Below are 17,435 nucleotides of genomic sequence, written 5' to 3' on the forward strand. Positions count from 1 at the left end.
AAAATGAAAGAATCGCTGATATATTTGAATTATCGCCGATATAATTTTATGTACTAATTTCAGCTTCTACAAGATTAAAACCGCATGTTACGTTATTCCATATAATTAAACAAAATACGGAGAAAAACAATCATTTTTACTATATTTTGTTATAAATTTGAATAATATTAATTAATACCATCCATTATAAGAGATTTTAGTTGAATACATACTATATGGTGTGTAAAATCTAAGCAAGTAGCAGTATAAATATAAATTCGAGGTGAATGCATGCTAGATTTTAAGCAGTTAGAAACTTGTTTAAAAGACAAGAGATTTGTAGATGGATTACAGGAAATAAATAATGAAATTGCATATATAAAAGAAACGAATACTTTATCCTATGTGAAGAATTGGCTTGCCAATATTCCTTCGCATAAGGAGTTCGATATATTAATTCGCCTTACTGATGAAGGGCTTATGCACCAATACAGTTCATTCCTCATTCGTTACGCTTATAAAAAATTCCCAAATATGAGAACGCTCTCTTTATATTGTGATGAGTTAATTGATGAGCGGAAAATTCTTGAAGCAGAGCAGTTGTTAAAATCTTCTTTAGAAGAGTTAAGTAAAGAAGAAATAGATGCAGATTTTTTAGCGAAAACATATTTTACGTTAGTACGATGTCTTTTAGAAATGAAACGAAACGAAGAAGCGTTAATGTATATGCAAAAAGCAGAGGAGTACAGTGCGCGCGCAGTGTTTGATAAATGGGGCTACGTTTATATGCATACAGGTGAATGGGAGAAAGCGGAAGAACAATTTATTGCTGGCATGCAGCATGAAGATTGTGAAGAGTTATCTACCTATTTATTATCACAATTGTATGCGAATAAAGGAGAACAAAAACGCGCGATACAGTTAATCGATGATGCGATTGTAAAATTCCCACAAGTACCATATTTTCATTTTGAGAAGATAAAGTATTTATTAGATTTAGAGCAATATGAAGAGATGTTAGCGGTAATAGATAACATAAATACTCAGCTGCCATATCATGCCTATAATACTTACTTTGTACATTTACGTGCAGAAGCACTGTACAAAATGAATAAATTTGCAGATTTACAAAAACTATTAAAAGAAGAAAAGAGTTTAAAAGAATCTTTATATCATAATTTAGAAAAAAATCCGGATGGAAAAAAGGTTCACTTGCCGATAGTTCCTATTGTACAAAAGGATAATTATTGTGTTCCGACAAGTTTAGAGATGATGTTGCGTATATGGGGAGAGAAACGTACACAAGATGAAATAGCAGAGTTTATTTTTGATATGACAGGTTCGAAGTTTTCAGATACTGTTTCTTATTTAGAAGAATTAGGTTATGAATATCGTTATTTTAAAGGGAATGAAGAGAATTATAAGAGACTGATTGACGAAGGAATTCCTGTTTTATTAAGTATAGATATTGAGCATGCTTCACACGTACAAGTTCTATCTGGATATGATGATACATTGCAAGCTTTCTATGTTCAAGATCCAAACTTTATAGAGCCAGTTCTTGTGGAATATAGTAAAGTACAAGAAAAATATCGTTATACAGGCTGTTTAGCAATCACGTTTGTTCCGAAAGAAAAGAAGGAGCAACTAGCGTTTCTAAGTGAAGAAGAAAATCGTTATTTTAAATCTATTTTTTCTCTTACGGATCATTTAGATGAACATGACAAAGAGGGAATTAGTAACCTAGTACAATTTTTAAAAGAAACGAGTGATAATCCAAATACGTGGTTATATACGATAAAGCACTTAGATGTTGAAGTAGATAAAGAATTTATTTTATATTGTATCGATAAGTTAATGGAAAAGTTTCCGAACTCGGACTTTGTTAAATTGCATGGTGCACAGTGTTTTATTCGTCTTCAGGAAGTAGAGAAAGCGGAGCAAATGCTGACAAGCGTTGAGAAGAAAAATAATCGTGCTTTATATCATTTAATAAACGGAAGATATGCGTTTGAACAGGAAAGTTATCTAGAAGCGATTTCAAGCTTTCGTTTATCGTTACAATTAGACGCAGATCAGCCTATTGCTTGGAGTTTTCTCGCTTTATCCTATATGTATATTGATCAATCTGAAAAAGCATTGCAATACTCTCAAGTTGCGTTAGAGCGTAGTCCTGAAAGGTTCACTTTAACAAATCACGGTTTAATATTAATAGATTTAGAAAGATATGAAGAAGCATATGAAATCTTTAATGACTTGTTAAAAGAGTACAAATATGAAGCGCATGTATGGTATGAACGAGCGAGATGTGCACATCAACTAGGGAAATTATATTTAGCAATAAAAGGGCTTAAAGTAGCGATTCATTTGGATAGTAATGCACCTTACATTTATACGAAACTTTCGGAAATATACGAATCTGATTTGAAGGATGAAGAAAGTGCGAAAGAAATTTTATTAAACGGTATTGAGAATTGTGATGATAAAGCACCTCTTTACGTAAAATTAGGTGACTATCATTTTCAAAATGATAGCTTGGAAGAAGCAGAAGTATTGTATAAGCGTGCTTTAGAAGAAAATGATGAGGATGTTTATTCTCACTTCGGACTTACACAAGTTTATATGGCAAGAGAACAATATAAGGAAGCAAAAGAATATATTCTTGGTCTTGAGAAGCAAATTGAAAAGAGCCAAGATTTCCTCATGAATGCAGGAATGGTTTTATGGGATGCTGAAATTGAACTTGGTGGAAATGAAGAAGGATTTAAAGTAGCGCTATCTAAGTTAGAAAATGGTATAAAGAAAAGTGATTATAATGTAGCAAGTGCGTTAGATGAATATGTGAATCGAATTAAAGGAACGGAATTTGTACAACGAGGTATAGCATTTTTAAGAACGTTACACAAAGAAAGAAATGAAGTAAGTGAGTACGGTTGTTATGCAGGTATTTTGTATGAATCTATTGGACAGTACGGCCAAGCGATGAAAAGATATAATAAGGCGATAGAACAAATGGAAACGGCATTACCGTATTACCGAATTGGCGAAACACTTATGGCATTAGGGCAATTGACGGAAGCAAAGCAGGCGTATGAAACATGTTTAGAGCTTGATGGGAATTTCGTAGGTGTACATTTACAGCTTGCGGAAATATACGAAAAAGAAGAAAACCGTTCTAAAGAACAAAGTCATATGGTTCAGGCGATGAAAGAAGAGCCGTTGCATATTAATATGGAATATTTGGCACAGCTTTCAGTAGAAATGAACCTTCAGGAAGAATTGCTGATTGAACTAGAACAATTAGCGGACGAAGTACCTGAAATATGGCGTTTAGATGCGATTGCATATGTGTACGGAGCGATGAATGAAACAGATAAAGAACAAGCACAGATTGAATACGCGCTACAATTAGATGGTGAGCATATAGAAGTACTATATCATTATGCAAAAGTATTAGTGAAAAAAAGAAATGTAAAAGCAATTGAAGTTGCAATGAAAGTAATACAAAAAGATTTTGATAATGAACGTATATTTGATGTTTATGTAAAAGCAGTAGAGCAACATAAAAAATTGTCTAACATACGAGATTTTCTTCATACGTTAAAGGTGAAAAAAGCAGAAAGAAGTACAGCATTCATGTATGCTGCAGCTGCGGTTACGGAAATATGGATTGAACGCCAGCTGCATGAACAGCCGAAACGATCTATCATTACGAGAGCTTTTTATCGTATGAAAAATCGTGCGAAAGAAATTTCAATGGTTACTATGATAATTGATTTATATGAAATCTCTTTAAAGTTAAATCCGAAAAATAGTATGGCAGCACAGCGATTTGCGCTATTTTATGAGAATGTCGAGATGAATAAAGAAGCAATAGAGATTCTACACACGTCACTAGAAAATAAATGGGATTATGACGTAGCGAAGCAACTTGTAAATCTTTTCGTTGAGTGCGAGGAAGAAGATATGTTAAGAGATGCTTTGGAATTAACGAAACAAATGGTTCGAGAACTACCAGATGATTATGATACTCTTCTTCTGCAAGCACAAGTATTCTTTAAAGCAGGGGAAGAAAGAAAAGCAGAAAAGATTATCTTACAATTAACAGAGCAAACACCGTTTGTAAGTAGAGCATTTCTTGCTTTAGGAGAAATATATCAAAGTCAAGAAAGGTTTGAAGAGGCAATTCAAGTATTAGAAAATGCTTCTGTACATCATCCAAATGAAACAGCAATTCTTCTTTCTTTAGCATCTTCATATCATGGTGTCGGTCAAACGATAAAGGCAGAAAAAATAACAAATGAAGTATTAATAATTGACGCGAGTGATTTGTTAGCAAGATATGATCGTGCTTGTTATTTAGCGCAGTTAAATAGAAATGAAGAGGCGAAGGAAGAGCTTGAATTTGTCCTTCGTGAGGATGAATCGGGATTCTTTGCTGAACTTATTGAGGATGATGAAAATTTAGCAGCATTGCGAGAATTTGAAAAGTAATTGTATAAGAATAGGGAAAAAAGATAAGGATATATTTTGAATTAGTTGACAATTAGTTGCTAAATGGCATAAAATAACTTTTAACAAAGTATACAAATCTGAAGACGAGAAAGAGTAAAATAGTGAGCTGCTCTCCAGAGAGCCGGTATATTGCTGAAAGCCGGTGTGCAGACGTTATTTGAAAATCATCTCCGAGGAGCCGAGGCTGAAAGTAAGTAAGCCCGGACGGATGTCTACCGTTACAAAGAACACGTATGATAGTACGTTGCTAAGTGCTATTAGTGAAAAAGCTAATAGAATTAGGGTGGTATCGCGGGTAAACCCGTCCCTACTTTATAGGGACGGGTTTTTTGTGTGCTTTAAAATATTCAAAGGAGTGATTGTATATGGAAAAAGTAGATGTAAAAGAATCAGCTGTAGGAAGAGAAATGCGAATTCGCAAACAGTGGAACGAACAAAATATTTTCGAACAATCAATTCAGAATCGAGAAGGCGCACAGTCTTTCGTATTTTATGAAGGACCACCAACGGCGAACGGACTACCGCATGTAGGTCATGCACTTGGACGAACAATTAAAGACTTAGTAGCAAGATATAAAACGATGGCTGGTTATAAAGTGTTAAGAAAAGCGGGATGGGATACACATGGTTTACCTGTAGAATTAGGCGTTGAGAAGCAACTTGGTATTTCTGGTAAACATGAGATCGAAGAATATGGCATTGAACCATTTATTCAAAAGTGTAAAGAGAGTGTTTTCACATATGAGAAGCAGTGGCGTGAATTCACTGAAAGTATTGGTTATTGGGTAGATATGGATGATCCATATGTAACTTTAAAGAATCCATATATCGAAAGTGTATGGCATATTTTGGGAACAATCCATGAAAAAGGATTGTTATATAAAGGACATAGAGTTTCACCATACTGCCCAAGCTGCCAAACCTCATTGAGCTCACATGAGGTTGCACAAGGGTATAAAACAGTAAAAGATTTAAGTGCAACTGTGAAGTTTAAAGTGAAAGATAGTGAAAATGAGTATTTCTTAGGTTGGACAACGACACCTTGGACACTTCCAGCAAACGTTGCGCTTGCTGTCCATCCAAATATGGAATACGTTAAAGCAAAACAAGAAAGTCATGTATACATTGTTGCGAAAGAACGTGTACAAGAAGTATTAAAAGAGAACTATGAAGTATTATCTGTTCATAAAGGCGAAGAATTATTAAACACATCTTATACAGCGCCATTTCCGATGAAAGAAGTTACAAATGGTTACCGCGTTATTGCAGCAGATTTTGTAACGGGAGATAGTGGTACAGGACTTGTTCATATTGCTCCAGCATATGGAGAGGACGATTATAGAGTCGTTCAAAGTGAAGGATTGTCATTCTTGCACGTTGTAGATGAAAAAGGTGAGTATACAGAAGCAGTACCATTTTTGAAAGGGAAATTTGTAAAAGATTGTGACGTGGATATCGTTCGTTATTTAGCGAAGGAAGGTTTACTGTATCATAAAGAAAAATATGAACATAGCTATCCGCATTGCTGGCGTTGTGATTCACCACTACTTTATTATGCAGGAGAAAGTTGGTTAATCCGAACAACTGCAATTAAAGATACATTTTTACAAAATAATGATTCTGTTACTTGGTATCCGGATCATATGAAACATGGACGTTTTGGTAAGTTTTTAGAAAATATGGTGGATTGGAATATTAGCCGAAATAGATATTGGGGAACACCATTAAACGTGTGGGAATGTGAAAGTTGCAATCATCAGTTCGCACCGAAGAGCATTGCCGAATTAAGAAAGTATAGTACGAAAGAAACACCAGAAGATTTGGAATTGCATAAGCCGTATGTAGATGAAGTACAAGTGTGCTGCGGGAAATGCGGAGGCACAATGAATCGTACACCAGAAGTGATTGATGTTTGGTTTGATAGTGGTTCTATGCCATTTGCACAATATCATTACCCATTTGAAAATAAAGAGTTATTTGAAGAGCAGTTTCCAGCGGATGTTATTGCAGAAGGAATTGATCAAACACGCGGCTGGTTTTATAGTTTATTAGCAGTATCAGCACTATATACAGGAAAAGTACCGTATAAACGAGTGTTATCACTAGGGCATGTTTTAGATGAAGAAGGGCAGAAAATGTCTAAAAGCAAAGGAAATGCACTAGATCCAGTTGATTTAGTAGATAAATTTGGTGCAGATGCGCTAAGATGGGCTTTACTTGTTGATAGTGCCCCGTGGAATGCGAAGCGTTTTTCTGAAAGAACAGTACTGGAAGCGAAATCTAAATTTGTAGATACATTAGTCAATGTGTATAGCTTCTACGTTTTATATGCAAATTTAGATGAGTATAATCCGAAAGAAACGTATGATGTAAAGCTTACGAAATTAGACGAATGGGTATTATCAAGATTGCATAGTACAACGGAAAAAGTGAGAACTGCACTTGATGATTATCAATTTACGAATGCAGCTCGTGAAATTGCAGCACTTGTAGATGAAGTGAGTAACTGGTATGTAAGACGCTCACGTAATCGTTTCTGGGAATCTGGTATGAACGCTGAGAAAGCAGCTGCGTATGAGACACTTCATGAAGTACTTGTAACAATTAGTAAATTAATTGCACCATTTACACCATTTGTCGCGGAAGACATTCATCTGAATTTAGAAGGAAGCAGCGTTCATTTAGCCGATTATCCAGTTGTAAATGAATCACTACTTCAGCCGAAATTAGAAGCGGAAATGGATGCTGTTTTACAAGTTGTTGAACTTGGAAGAAGTAACCGTAATCAGCATTCTTTAAAAGTAAAACAGCCGCTAGCAGAACTTGTATTACTTGAGCATAACGAGAATGATATGGATTGGGAATCTTATCGTGATATCGTTATGGATGAGTTAAATGTAAAAGCGTTCCATGTTGAACTCGATGAAACAAAATACACATCATATCAATTGAAGCTTAATTTTAAAACAGCGGGGCCGAAGTTCGGTAAAAATGTGAATGCAGTGAATGGTTGGCTAAAACAATTATCACAAGAAGAAGTGCAAAACTTTGTATCAACAGGAAGAGCAGTTTACGAAGCAACACCAGGAGAAGAAGTAGTTGTAACTGCTGAAGATGTGTTAGTTGAGAAAGTTGCAAAATCAGGATTCTCTAATACGACTAACGGACAATATACAGTTATGTTAGATACGAATGTAACGGAAGAATTGTTGCAAGAAGGAGTAGCGCGTGAATTCATTCGTGCGGTTCAAGAATATCGTAAACAGTTGAATTTACCAGTTAATTTACGAGTCGATGTTATTCTTGATACAGAAGTAGAGCTACAGCGAACGTTAACGAACCATAAAGATTTATTGGAAGAAAACTTACTCGTTAAACAATTTACATTTGGTCACTTAACGAACGAAGACGATGAACTTTCTTTAGGTGAAACAAAACTTAGAATTAAATTAAGTGCAGCTAATTAAAGAAAAAAGGAAGTTGGAATGATTCCAACTTCCTTTTTGTATGATGGAAATTTATCCGGCTAATTTCCTCATAATCCATTCGATAGGACCTCTAGAAAATTTCTTTCTCCATAACACACTAATTAAAATGCTGAAAATGAAAAATGCAGTAGCAAATAATAAAACGAATAGTAGTGATTGATTTTCCATTCTATTTAATAGAATTAATGTCCCAATACCGATAAATACATGACTGACATAATGAGTTAATGTTAATTGTCCTGTTTGCACAATGGAAGTGACAAACCAATTATTTCTATATTTTTCAGCGATATAGAGGCAAATGATTAATATAGCAATAGAGGATCCTGTAGCAGATAAAATATATAATACATTTGGTAAGATGGGTCCTGTATTAAATAAAAATATGGCGGTCTCTCTGCCGATGTATGGAATAAAAAAGTGTGTAAGTCCTTTTGATAAAAGTTCTGTCAATATTGTGATTGTAATACCGAGTAAGAGTAATCTTTTTTTTATTTTTTTATTATGAAGATCTAACCTGCCAATTAACATACCGATTAAGAAGAACGAGAACCAAGGGAAAATAGGGTGATAGCCATTAAAGAATAAGTTGCGAAGAAAACCCTTTATTGTCCAGAAGTCTACATAATTTATAAATGGAGTTGGACCTACCCAACCCTCGAAAGTATTGAAAGTAAGCTGAAGAGATTGTGCGAACAATAAAATAATGATAGAAAGAAAAAGTAATAGTTTTTTGCGTACTGTCATGAGTAATGCAGCAACGAAAAGGTAAACACCATAGTAGTGTAATATATCCCCAGTCCACTCCATTACATATAGTAGTAATCCTAAAATAAATAAGAAAAGTGATCGTTTCCATATGGTCTTTCGGCTATTAGAAATTTTTATTTGTTCATTGCTAGCAACGGCTGACCTAGTCATTAAAGTTATACCAATGCCAGCAAGTATAACAAACAAAGCAGAGGCTCTACCTTCAAATAGTGACATGAAGGTTATTAAAAAAGGGGGACCATTTCCTTCTGCACCTGTTATCACCATGAAATTAACAAGTAGCATACCAAACATCGCCCAAGCTCTAGCAAAATCTAAGCCGATAATGCGTTTTTTTGTATTCACTTCAACCCCTTCTTTCAAAAATGTTATTTACAGCTTCAATCCAAATTTGTTTATAATCTATCTTTGCATCAATCATCATAAAATTTCCGATATTATCAAGCACTAATGCTAACATATGAGCTTTTGAAACTAGATTTTTATTTTCAATTAATTGAAGTTCATTTGCTTTTGTAAGGAGTACTTCAAATCCATGTAAGTATTCTGTTTGCACAGTTAGTAATCGATCTTTGTACATCTTGTTTCTTGAAGATAGTAATACATATTCTTGTAACACTCGGTTAAAATAAGGGTCGTTTCGCTGTTCATCAATTATTTTAAGGCCAATTGCAATACATTTTTCAATAAAATTTGACTTTGTAAACTCTTCTGTATGGAAATAAGAAGAGAACTGCATAGCTTTACATAATTCAGTAAAAATACATTCAATTAAAGCATCTTTAGACTTAAAGTAGTAATATATAGATGGTTTTGCGATACCAACCTCCTCACCAATCATCGTATAAGTTGTTTTAACAATACCGTACGTAGCAAAAAGGCGATAACTTGCTTCCATTATTGAAGAGAGTGTTTCTTCACTTTTACTCATATAGATCCTCCTAAAAAAAGGTTATTTAAATCGTATCATTTACAAGTGATTTTTTCAACCTACCGTTAGGTAAAAAAAGTCTATTTTTTAAACAGTAATATGAAAAGCTTTAGGGATAAGGAATGGATTTAGAAATTTCTTTCTAAAGTATTGTGTTCACTTTACACATAAATATTGAGAAAATTTCACTTACCCTAAATGGAAAGGTAATAGAAGTGTTCATAGAGAATTACTCGTAGATTCAATTTTTATCCATCCGTTTTGCGGGGAATGATTGCCTAGTGGTAATGGGATAAGGTTGAGCTACTTTATTAGGGGGAGTGGTTCTATGTTTAATAAAAAAATGGTGGCAATGGCAATGACCGTGCCGTTAGTAATGGGGACGATTTCTACGGTTTCGGCATTGGAAAAACAACAGCAAGTAAAGTTAGAAGCTTATTCGCCACAGAAAAAAGCAACTGAATATTTAAAAGAAAATGCTGCGCAGTATGGATTGAAAACAGACCTTTCAGACTTGCAATATATTTCTACAACAGAAACGTCAGTAGCTTCATATGTTAGGTTCCAACAAGTTGTTAATGGTGCACCTGTATTTTCAAAACAAATAACAGTTACGCTTAACGGAGAGGGAAAGGGAGTACTCGCTGTTTCTGATTATCAGCCTGTTACAGGTGTGAAGGAAGTAACGACAAAAATTAGTGAAAAAGATGCAATACAAAAATCAATGGCGTATGTTGGAGAAGCAAGTGAGCAAAATTTATGGGCTCCTACAGATAAAGAGTTCGGATATATTGTTGAAGAAGGAATTGCTCGTCCAGTATATAAAGTTGTAGTCCATTCTAATAATCCATTTGGTGCATGGGAAACATTTATTGATGCAGAAAATGGAAAGTTAATTAAAAAGGTTGATATAAACCGAAAAGCTGAAGGGTCAGGAAAAGTATTTTTACCTAACCCAGTCGTATCTAGCGGTAGTAAAGTAGGCTTAAAAGATAATAACGATGCAGATTCAACAGCACTAACGAACCAACTGAAAACTGTTACGTTAAAAGGTTTAGATGGAACAGGATTTTTAATTGGAGAGTATGTAACGATTTCTTCAAAAGCGAAAACAAAATCTACGAATTTACAATTTAACTATACACGCGCAAATGATAGCTTTGAAGATGTTATGTCGTACTATCATATCGACACATTGCAACGTTACATTCAAAGTCTAGGTTTTAAAAATATTAATAACCGTTCGATAAAAGTGAATGTTAATGGTACAACTGATGATAACTCATTCTATTCTCCATCAACAAAAGCTTTGACTTTCGGTACTGGGGGTGTTGATGATGCAGAAGATGCTGGTATTATCGCACATGAATATGGGCATTCGATTCAAGATAACCAAGTTCCTGGCTTTGGTAGTTCAGCAGAAGGTGGAGCGATGGGAGAAGGATTTGGCGACTTCTTAGGTGCTACATATGAAGATGCAGTATCGACTACTGGATATGGTAAAGCATGTGTTGGAGAATGGGATGCGACAGCTTATTCTAGTTCAGATCCAACATGCTTACGCCGATTAGATACGAATAAAGTATATCCGAAAGATATAACGAATGAAGTGCATGATGATGGTGAAATTTGGGCTCAAGGCCAATACGAAATGGCACAAGCTTTTGGCCGTGATGTAGCAACAAAAATCATTTTACAATCACACTGGTCATTAACACCAAACTCTAAATTCAGTGATGGAGCGAAAGCGATTAAGCAAGCGGATGCTCTTTTATATGGCGGACAACATGCTGCTGATATCGATCGCATTTGGGCAGCGAGAGGCATTAGTACGAATTAATATAAAAAGTCGTGGCATTTATAAGCCACGACTTTTTAATTTGCTTAAGAACTGGTACTAGTAAATAAAGCTATATCAATGATAGTGTGAATATATCCGTATCGCATTTACTTTTTAGCTTCTTTAAAAACAAAATGCTCTTTAAATTTTCTAGATTCAACTTTTTGACCATTTCGCATCGATCGGAATGGGTGTTCTTGCCATGTAATAATAACATCAACTTCATCTGTTTTTGTAGCAACGGGTAAATTAGCGTGTTCAAATCCAGTTTTTCCGCTTGCCAAACGACTTTCCTTTAGGGAAAAGAGTTCATATTTCGTTTTCTTATTTGGTTCGTTGCGGAATACTTCGACGTTTACATTATATACTTCACTATTCCCGACATTCTTTACTGAAAAATGATATGTTTGAAATTCATCTTTTTTAGCTTGAAGCATATTCTTGTTTGTTTTTTTCGGTTTATCAATATTCACTTGCCATTGATCAGAGTTTTGAGAGATTGGTAAAGATTTTGGTGAATAGGCATACGTTTCGTTTACTACAATTAAGCAAAACAAAAGGAGAAAGAAACTAATTGCTTTTTGCATATACACACCTCGCTTTAAAATTTTTATTAATATGCGTAAATGAATTAGTTTTTATGTAAAAATTGGAAAATATTAAAGGTGTAATTTTGGATGTAATACATAAGAATATGTATTACAAAATTAACTTTTCACACTTTAGAAGAAGTTAGGAGTTATAAAACCAGAATGTTTCAAAAAAAGCTTGCGTTTTATAAGGTGAGGAGTTAGAATACTCTGTAAATATAAAAAGTGATGATCAGGAAAAGTACATGGTGCAAAGGTCTACAGAGAGCAGCCAGTTGCTGGGAAGGTTGCGATACCGCATGATGGAAAGACACCTGTGAGTGTTGCTTTGAACGTGATTATTAGTAAAAGCAAACGGTACCTACCGTTATCAGGGCTAAGATGGTCAGTATGACAATTTGGGTGGTACCGCGGAAAAAATCCGTCCCTATTTATAGGGGCGGATTTTTGTATTCTTTGAAAGGGGGTGAGTGACCGTGGATGATGACGATGACAACAATAACGTAAATAAATATAAAATTACTGGAGGGAAAAATAATGGATTCAATAATGAAGCGTTCACTCACAAAAGAATGTACAAAGCAAAGTGGAAAGGTTGTATTACTTCAAGGATGGGTAAAAAAGATTCGACATCTTGGAAATGTTAGTTTTTTATTATTACGGGACAGAACAGGAGTAATTCAATGTGTATTAGAAAATGAATTGGCTGGATATAAAGTTGATGTAGAAAGTGTCGTCCACGTAATTGGTGAAATAGTCGAGACATCGAAAACAGAATTGGGTGTTGAAGTACTTGCTCATGAAGTGAAAGTAATAAACGGTGCAGAGCCACTTCCATTTGAAATAAATAAAAAGAAGTTACAAGTTGGCTTAGATCAACTACTTAATGAGCGAGTAATATCATTAAGGCATGAGCGAACCGCAGCGATTTTTAAAGTGAAATCTACACTCGTTCAAAGCTTTAGTGAATTTCTTATAGAGAACGATTTCACACGAATATTTACGCCGAAAATTGTTTCGCAAGGGGCAGAAGGAGGAGCAAATGTTTTTAAGCTTCCATACTTCCAAAAAGAAGCTTATTTAGCACAATCACCACAGTTCTATAAGCAAATGATGGTGGCAGGTGGGTTAGAACGAGTTTTTGAAATTGCACCTGTATATAGAGCGGAACATCATAATTCTTCCCGTCATTTGAATGAATATATATCGTTAGACGTAGAGCTTGGTTTTATTCATGATTTTTATGAAGTGATGCAACTAGAAACGGATGTTTTACGATATATGTTTCAACAAGTAGCGAAAAAATGTGAAATAGAACTACAACTATTACAAATAGAAGTACCTGTTATTACTGAAATACCTAAAATTACATTGTTAGAAGCACAAGAAATTTTGAAAAGTAAGTATCGTAAAGAATCTCCTGTAGGGGATTTAGATACAGAAGGTGAAAAGTTACTAGGGAAATATATGAAGGAAATATATAATAGTGAATTTGTTTTCATTACGAATTATCCGAAAGAAGCGAGACCGATGTATACGATGCCGAATAAAGAGAATCCAGCTATTACTGATTCATTCGACTTATTATATAAAGGATTAGAAATAACGTCAGGGGCACAGCGAATTCATAATTATGAAATGTTACTCGCTTCGTTTAAAGAAAAAGGATTACACCCAGATAAATTTCAATCTTATTTAAATACATTTCGATATGGTTGTCCACCACATGGAGGTTTCGGAATTGGGTTAGAAAGGGTTGTATATAAACTTTTAGAATTAACAAATGTACGAGAGGCGAGTGCTTTTCCGAGAGATTGTACTCGTCTCATACCGTAAAAAGAATCTTCGCGATTATCGCGAAGATTCTTTTTTTATAGTTCGTTTAAAAAGGTGAAAATATAGACTCTTTCTTTTTCTAATAAGCTTAGTAAAAGTCAGTTGAAATATGAACTATTTCGACAAAAAAATCAATATACCCTTGACAGTTACAAATATAACAGATATACTTCATATTAATTTCAAAAGAAAATATATTCTAAATATTAAAATGTGTTGAATAGGAGTAGTAAGGTCATGTATTTGTACAGAGAGCTATGGGTTGGTGTGACATAGTCAAATGACATCCTGAACTCGCCTAGGAGCAGTAAGGTGGAACGGAATTACATTCTTAGTAAATCTTAACGGTTAACCTTCGATATTAGGTTTGTAATCAAACGATTACTACTAAGGTGGATTCATAATGGAATCAATAAGGGTGGTACCGCGTTAAGTAAATGGCTTAGCGTCTCTTTATATAGAGATGCTAGGCCATTTTTTTATTATATGGAAGAAGAAATGGAGGGTTTATTTGAATAGGTTTATAAAATTTATTTATTTATATAAAAAGATTTAATTGGGAGGAAAATGAGATGAAACAGACGGAGCAATGGACTTCAAAATTAGGTTTTATAATGGCGGCAGCCGGATCAGCAATTGGACTTGGTGCGATATGGAAGTTCCCTTATATCGCTGGGAAGAGTGGGGGAGGAGCATTCTTTTTAATATTTATATTATTTACTGTTTTAATTGGACTACCGCTACTTATAGCTGAATTTATGATTGGACGCAGTACGCAGAAACAAGCAGTTGGAGCATTTAAAAGCATCGCACCAAATACAGGATGGCATTGGATTGGACGCCTTGGTGTTGGAACTTGTTTTATACTACTTTCGTTTTATAGTGTTGTAGGTGGATGGGTATTAATTTATTTATTCAGAGGAATAACTGGACAACTGATTACTCCAGGACAAAATTACGGTACATTATTTACTGAAACAATTGGGAATCCTGCTTGGGCTATTATGGGACATTTCGCTTTTATGTTCATTACGATATGGGTTGTATCAAAGGGTGTACAAAACGGAATTGAAAAAGCAAGTAAATATATGTTGCCAGCATTGTTCGTTTTATTTGTCGCTCTTATTATTCGTTCGTTAACACTTGATGATGCAATGAAAGGTGTGAAGTTTTTCTTACAACCAGATTTCTCAAAGATTACTTCGGAAAGTATTTTGTTCGCAATGGGGCAATCATTCTTTGCAATTAGTATCGGGATTTCAATTATGGTTACGTATAGTTCCTATTTAAATAAAAAAGAAAGTTTACCAAAATCAGCAATAACAATTGTTGGATTAAATTTATTTGTTTCATTATTTGCAGGTCTTGCTATTTTTCCAGCCGTATTTTCATTAGGAATGGAGCCAACAGAAGGACCTGGATTACTATTTATCGTATTACCATCTGTATTTAGTCAAATCCCATTCGGTGGATTTTTCTTAACAGTATTTCTTGCACTATTTACATTTGCGACATTAACATCAGCATTTTCTCTACTAGAAACTGTTGTTTCAGCATTAGCAAATGGTGAACAAGAAAAGAGAACGAAATTATCATGGCTGATCGGTTTCGGCATTTTCTTGGTAGGTATACCATCAGCGTTATCATTTGGAGTATGGAGTGATATTACGATTTTCGGAAAGAATATTTTTGATGCAGTAGACTTCTTATCTAGTAATATATTAATGCCACTTGGAGCACTATTTATTAGTATTTTCGTTTCATTCAAAATGGAGAAGAAGGTACTAGAAGCAGAGTTTTTTGTAGGTGGAAATTATGGAAAGAAAGTATTTACTTATTGGGCATTTTTACTTCGATTTGTAGCACCACTTGCAATAATTATAGTCTTCTTAAATGTAATAGGGATTATTTAATATTAAATGTTATAATATTCAGTAAAAAAAGGGGTGATGATCATAAAGAAAAATTTGATAGAAGCAGGGAAATATATGAATATTAGAGGGAAAAAGCTATACGTTGAAACACATGGAAATCCTAAAAATAAGCCAGTCTTATACTTGCATGGTGGACCAGGAGAAAGTTGTTATGATTTTTCATTTCATCAATCGGAACGTTTAAAAGATTCTCTATATGTAATTATGATAGATCAAAGAGGTGTTTGTCGCTCAGAAGAAATTACTGAAGACGAAGCTTTTGGATTAAATGATTTGATTGAAGACTGTGAGGAATTAAAAAAAGTATTACAAATTGAGAAGTGGTCTATAATTGGACACTCTTTCGGTGGATATGTAGCATTGCTTTATGCGTCGATATATCCAAGTTCAATAGAGAAAATAATATTTGAAGGACCAACTTTTGATTTTGCATTAACAAGTAGGGCTTTGTTACAAAAGACAGGGCATTTATTAAAAAAGTATGGAAAAGAAGAAGTAGCAGAAGAGTGCTTTGCTTATTCATCTAGCGAGGCTAGTTCAGAAGAGTTGTTAGAAGCTTATATAAGACTAAGCGCTGAATTAGAAGAAAAAAGAATGGAGATTTACAATAATAAGGAAGATAGGACAGATGAGAGTTTATACAGTGATGAAGAGTGGGAAATATTTTCAAATCGCTCCAAAATTCACTTTGATAGATTAAAATTAGAGGGAGCATGTCATACATCATTATTATCAAAAATAAAAGATGTACAAAATCTAATGTTATTAATAGTAGGAAAACATGATGTAGTAACGTGTGAAGAACAAATTAAAACATTTAATAAAGATGCCCGAAACGGCAAGTATATCGTATTTGAAGAGAGCGGTCATTCACTTCATTATGAGGAAGCAGATAGATTTGCAGAAACAGTCATACATTTTTTGAAATGAAGAAAAGGGTGCTTCTATAAATGAGAGGCACCCTTTCTAAATTTCTGGATATGTGATTGTGATGTTAGGCCACTTACTTTGCCAATTCTTTTTTATAACTCTGTTTTTGTACATATGTAATCGTTCTTTCGATTCAAGAAAATGAGCTGTTGGTTTCACTTGTAAGGAAAGGACATCTTCAATACCACATGGGGCTGTTAAGATAACGTTGTTTAGTTCATCAAGTGTAACTCCTAAAGCCGTTGCTGTTTCAGGGAATTTAGAAATAGCATTAACAGAAGAAGAATATGGTGGCATATTATTCACTACATGCATACGAGCTTGATTTTTTACAGACCAAGGGATAGTAGCATCAATATTCATTAATTTCGTTTCTAATGATTGTTCGTATATCTCATCTTGATGTAGACTATCATAATAAATCACATCAACATCAGGCATAGCCGTTTTAGCTTCATAGTCATGTAAAGTATCCCAAATTTTAGAACGAACAAATCCGGCACAAATCCACCAATCAGGTAGCTCTAGTGATTTTGCCATTTGTAATACATTCATCATCCATTCGTCGTTTTCTATTAAGCGAATTATATCTTTCTCTGTTTTGATCTTCATTGATAAATT

The 17,435-nt window shown here is 34.3% G+C and carries 10 protein-coding genes and 3 other annotated features; of the genes, 6 read left to right on the plus strand and 4 right to left on the minus strand.

Going from position 1 to position 17,435, the window contains the following annotated elements:
* The first annotated feature begins 270 nt into the window (after positions 1-270).
* Entirely contained in the window at positions 271-4,473 is a 4,203-nt protein-coding gene (locus tag ES895_RS08365; RefSeq protein WP_135238287.1) for a bacteriocin-processing peptidase family protein, read from the plus strand.
* A gap of 92 nt (positions 4,474-4,565) precedes the next feature.
* Positions 4,566-4,806 (plus strand) — a binding site (T-box leader).
* A 53-nt stretch (positions 4,807-4,859) separates the two neighbouring features.
* Positions 4,860-7,961 (plus strand): isoleucine--tRNA ligase, encoded by a 3,102-nt coding sequence (gene ileS, locus ES895_RS08370; protein ID WP_098326818.1) that lies wholly within the window; start codon positions 4,860-4,862, stop codon positions 7,959-7,961.
* Positions 7,962-8,012: 51 nt separating this feature from the next.
* On the opposite strand, the gene ES895_RS08375 is transcribed toward ileS, so the two are convergent.
* Entirely contained in the window at positions 8,013-9,098 is a 1,086-nt protein-coding gene (locus ES895_RS08375) for a DUF418 domain-containing protein (protein ID WP_030025508.1), read from the minus strand.
* A 1-nt stretch (position 9,099) separates the two neighbouring features.
* Positions 9,100-9,684, minus strand: a complete 585-nt coding sequence (locus ES895_RS08380) for a TetR/AcrR family transcriptional regulator (RefSeq protein WP_000045224.1) — start codon at positions 9,682-9,684, stop codon at positions 9,100-9,102.
* Positions 9,685-10,012: 328 nt separating this feature from the next.
* Between ES895_RS08380 and ES895_RS08385 the strand changes: the two genes are divergently transcribed.
* Positions 10,013-11,524 carry a M36 family metallopeptidase gene (locus ES895_RS08385; RefSeq protein WP_000482274.1) on the plus strand — a complete coding sequence of 504 codons (1,512 nt, stop codon included), beginning with the start codon at positions 10,013-10,015 and terminating at the stop codon, positions 11,522-11,524.
* A gap of 107 nt (positions 11,525-11,631) precedes the next feature.
* Here ES895_RS08385 and ES895_RS08390 read toward each other — a convergent pair whose 3' ends face one another.
* On the minus strand, positions 11,632-12,111 hold the full coding sequence (locus ES895_RS08390; protein ID WP_048564443.1) for a hypothetical protein: 480 nt from the start codon (positions 12,109-12,111) through the stop codon (positions 11,632-11,634).
* Between the two features lie 222 nt (positions 12,112-12,333).
* Positions 12,334-12,546: a binding site (T-box leader), on the plus strand.
* Between the two features lie 105 nt (positions 12,547-12,651).
* Here ES895_RS08390 and aspS point away from each other — a divergent pair.
* The 3 genes from aspS to ES895_RS08410 all read left to right on the plus strand — a co-directional run bounded on the left by aspS (position 12,652) and on the right by ES895_RS08410 (position 16,814).
* Positions 12,652-13,950 (plus strand): aspartate--tRNA(Asn) ligase, encoded by a 1,299-nt coding sequence (aspS, locus tag ES895_RS08400; RefSeq protein WP_000377343.1) that lies wholly within the window; start codon positions 12,652-12,654, stop codon positions 13,948-13,950.
* Between the two features lie 207 nt (positions 13,951-14,157).
* Positions 14,158-14,406, plus strand: a binding site (T-box leader).
* Positions 14,407-14,522: 116 nt separating this feature from the next.
* Positions 14,523-15,863, plus strand: coding sequence for a sodium-dependent transporter (locus ES895_RS08405; protein ID WP_000814538.1), 1,341 nt, complete (start codon positions 14,523-14,525; stop codon positions 15,861-15,863).
* Between the two features lie 75 nt (positions 15,864-15,938).
* A complete protein-coding gene (locus ES895_RS08410; RefSeq protein ID WP_135238288.1) occupies positions 15,939-16,814 on the plus strand; it encodes an alpha/beta fold hydrolase in 876 nt (291 codons plus the stop codon).
* 36 nt (positions 16,815-16,850) lie between these two features.
* Here the strand turns inward: ES895_RS08410 and ES895_RS08415 are convergent, their stop codons facing one another.
* Positions 16,851-17,426 (minus strand): nucleotidyltransferase family protein, encoded by a 576-nt coding sequence (locus ES895_RS08415; RefSeq protein ID WP_000695357.1) that lies wholly within the window; start codon positions 17,424-17,426, stop codon positions 16,851-16,853.
* Between the last annotated feature and the right edge of the window lie 9 nt (positions 17,427-17,435).

The organism is Bacillus sp. 007/AIA-02/001 (genome assembly GCF_004634455.1).
GTDB classification, from domain to species: Bacteria; Bacillota; Bacilli; order Bacillales; family Bacillaceae_G; genus Bacillus_A; species Bacillus_A cereus.

Excerpts from the sequence above, each read along its gene's own strand:
- ES895_RS08390 (WP_048564443.1), bottom strand. The coding sequence starts at position 12,111 with ATGCAAAAAGCAATTAGTTTCTTTCTCCTTTTGTTTTGCTTAATTGTA.
- ileS (WP_098326818.1), top strand. The coding sequence starts at position 4,860 with ATGGAAAAAGTAGATGTAAAAGAATCAGCTGTAGGAAGAGAAATGCGA.
- ES895_RS08405 (WP_000814538.1), top strand. The coding sequence starts at position 14,523 with ATGAAACAGACGGAGCAATGGACTTCAAAATTAGGTTTTATAATGGCG.
- ES895_RS08410 (WP_135238288.1), top strand. The coding sequence starts at position 15,939 with ATGAATATTAGAGGGAAAAAGCTATACGTTGAAACACATGGAAATCCT.
- ES895_RS08385 (WP_000482274.1), top strand. The coding sequence starts at position 10,013 with ATGTTTAATAAAAAAATGGTGGCAATGGCAATGACCGTGCCGTTAGTA.
- aspS (WP_000377343.1), top strand. The coding sequence starts at position 12,652 with ATGGATTCAATAATGAAGCGTTCACTCACAAAAGAATGTACAAAGCAA.
- ES895_RS08380 (WP_000045224.1), bottom strand. The coding sequence starts at position 9,684 with ATGAGTAAAAGTGAAGAAACACTCTCTTCAATAATGGAAGCAAGTTAT.
- ES895_RS08365 (WP_135238287.1), top strand. The coding sequence starts at position 271 with ATGCTAGATTTTAAGCAGTTAGAAACTTGTTTAAAAGACAAGAGATTT.
- ES895_RS08415 (WP_000695357.1), bottom strand. The coding sequence starts at position 17,426 with ATGAAGATCAAAACAGAGAAAGATATAATTCGCTTAATAGAAAACGAC.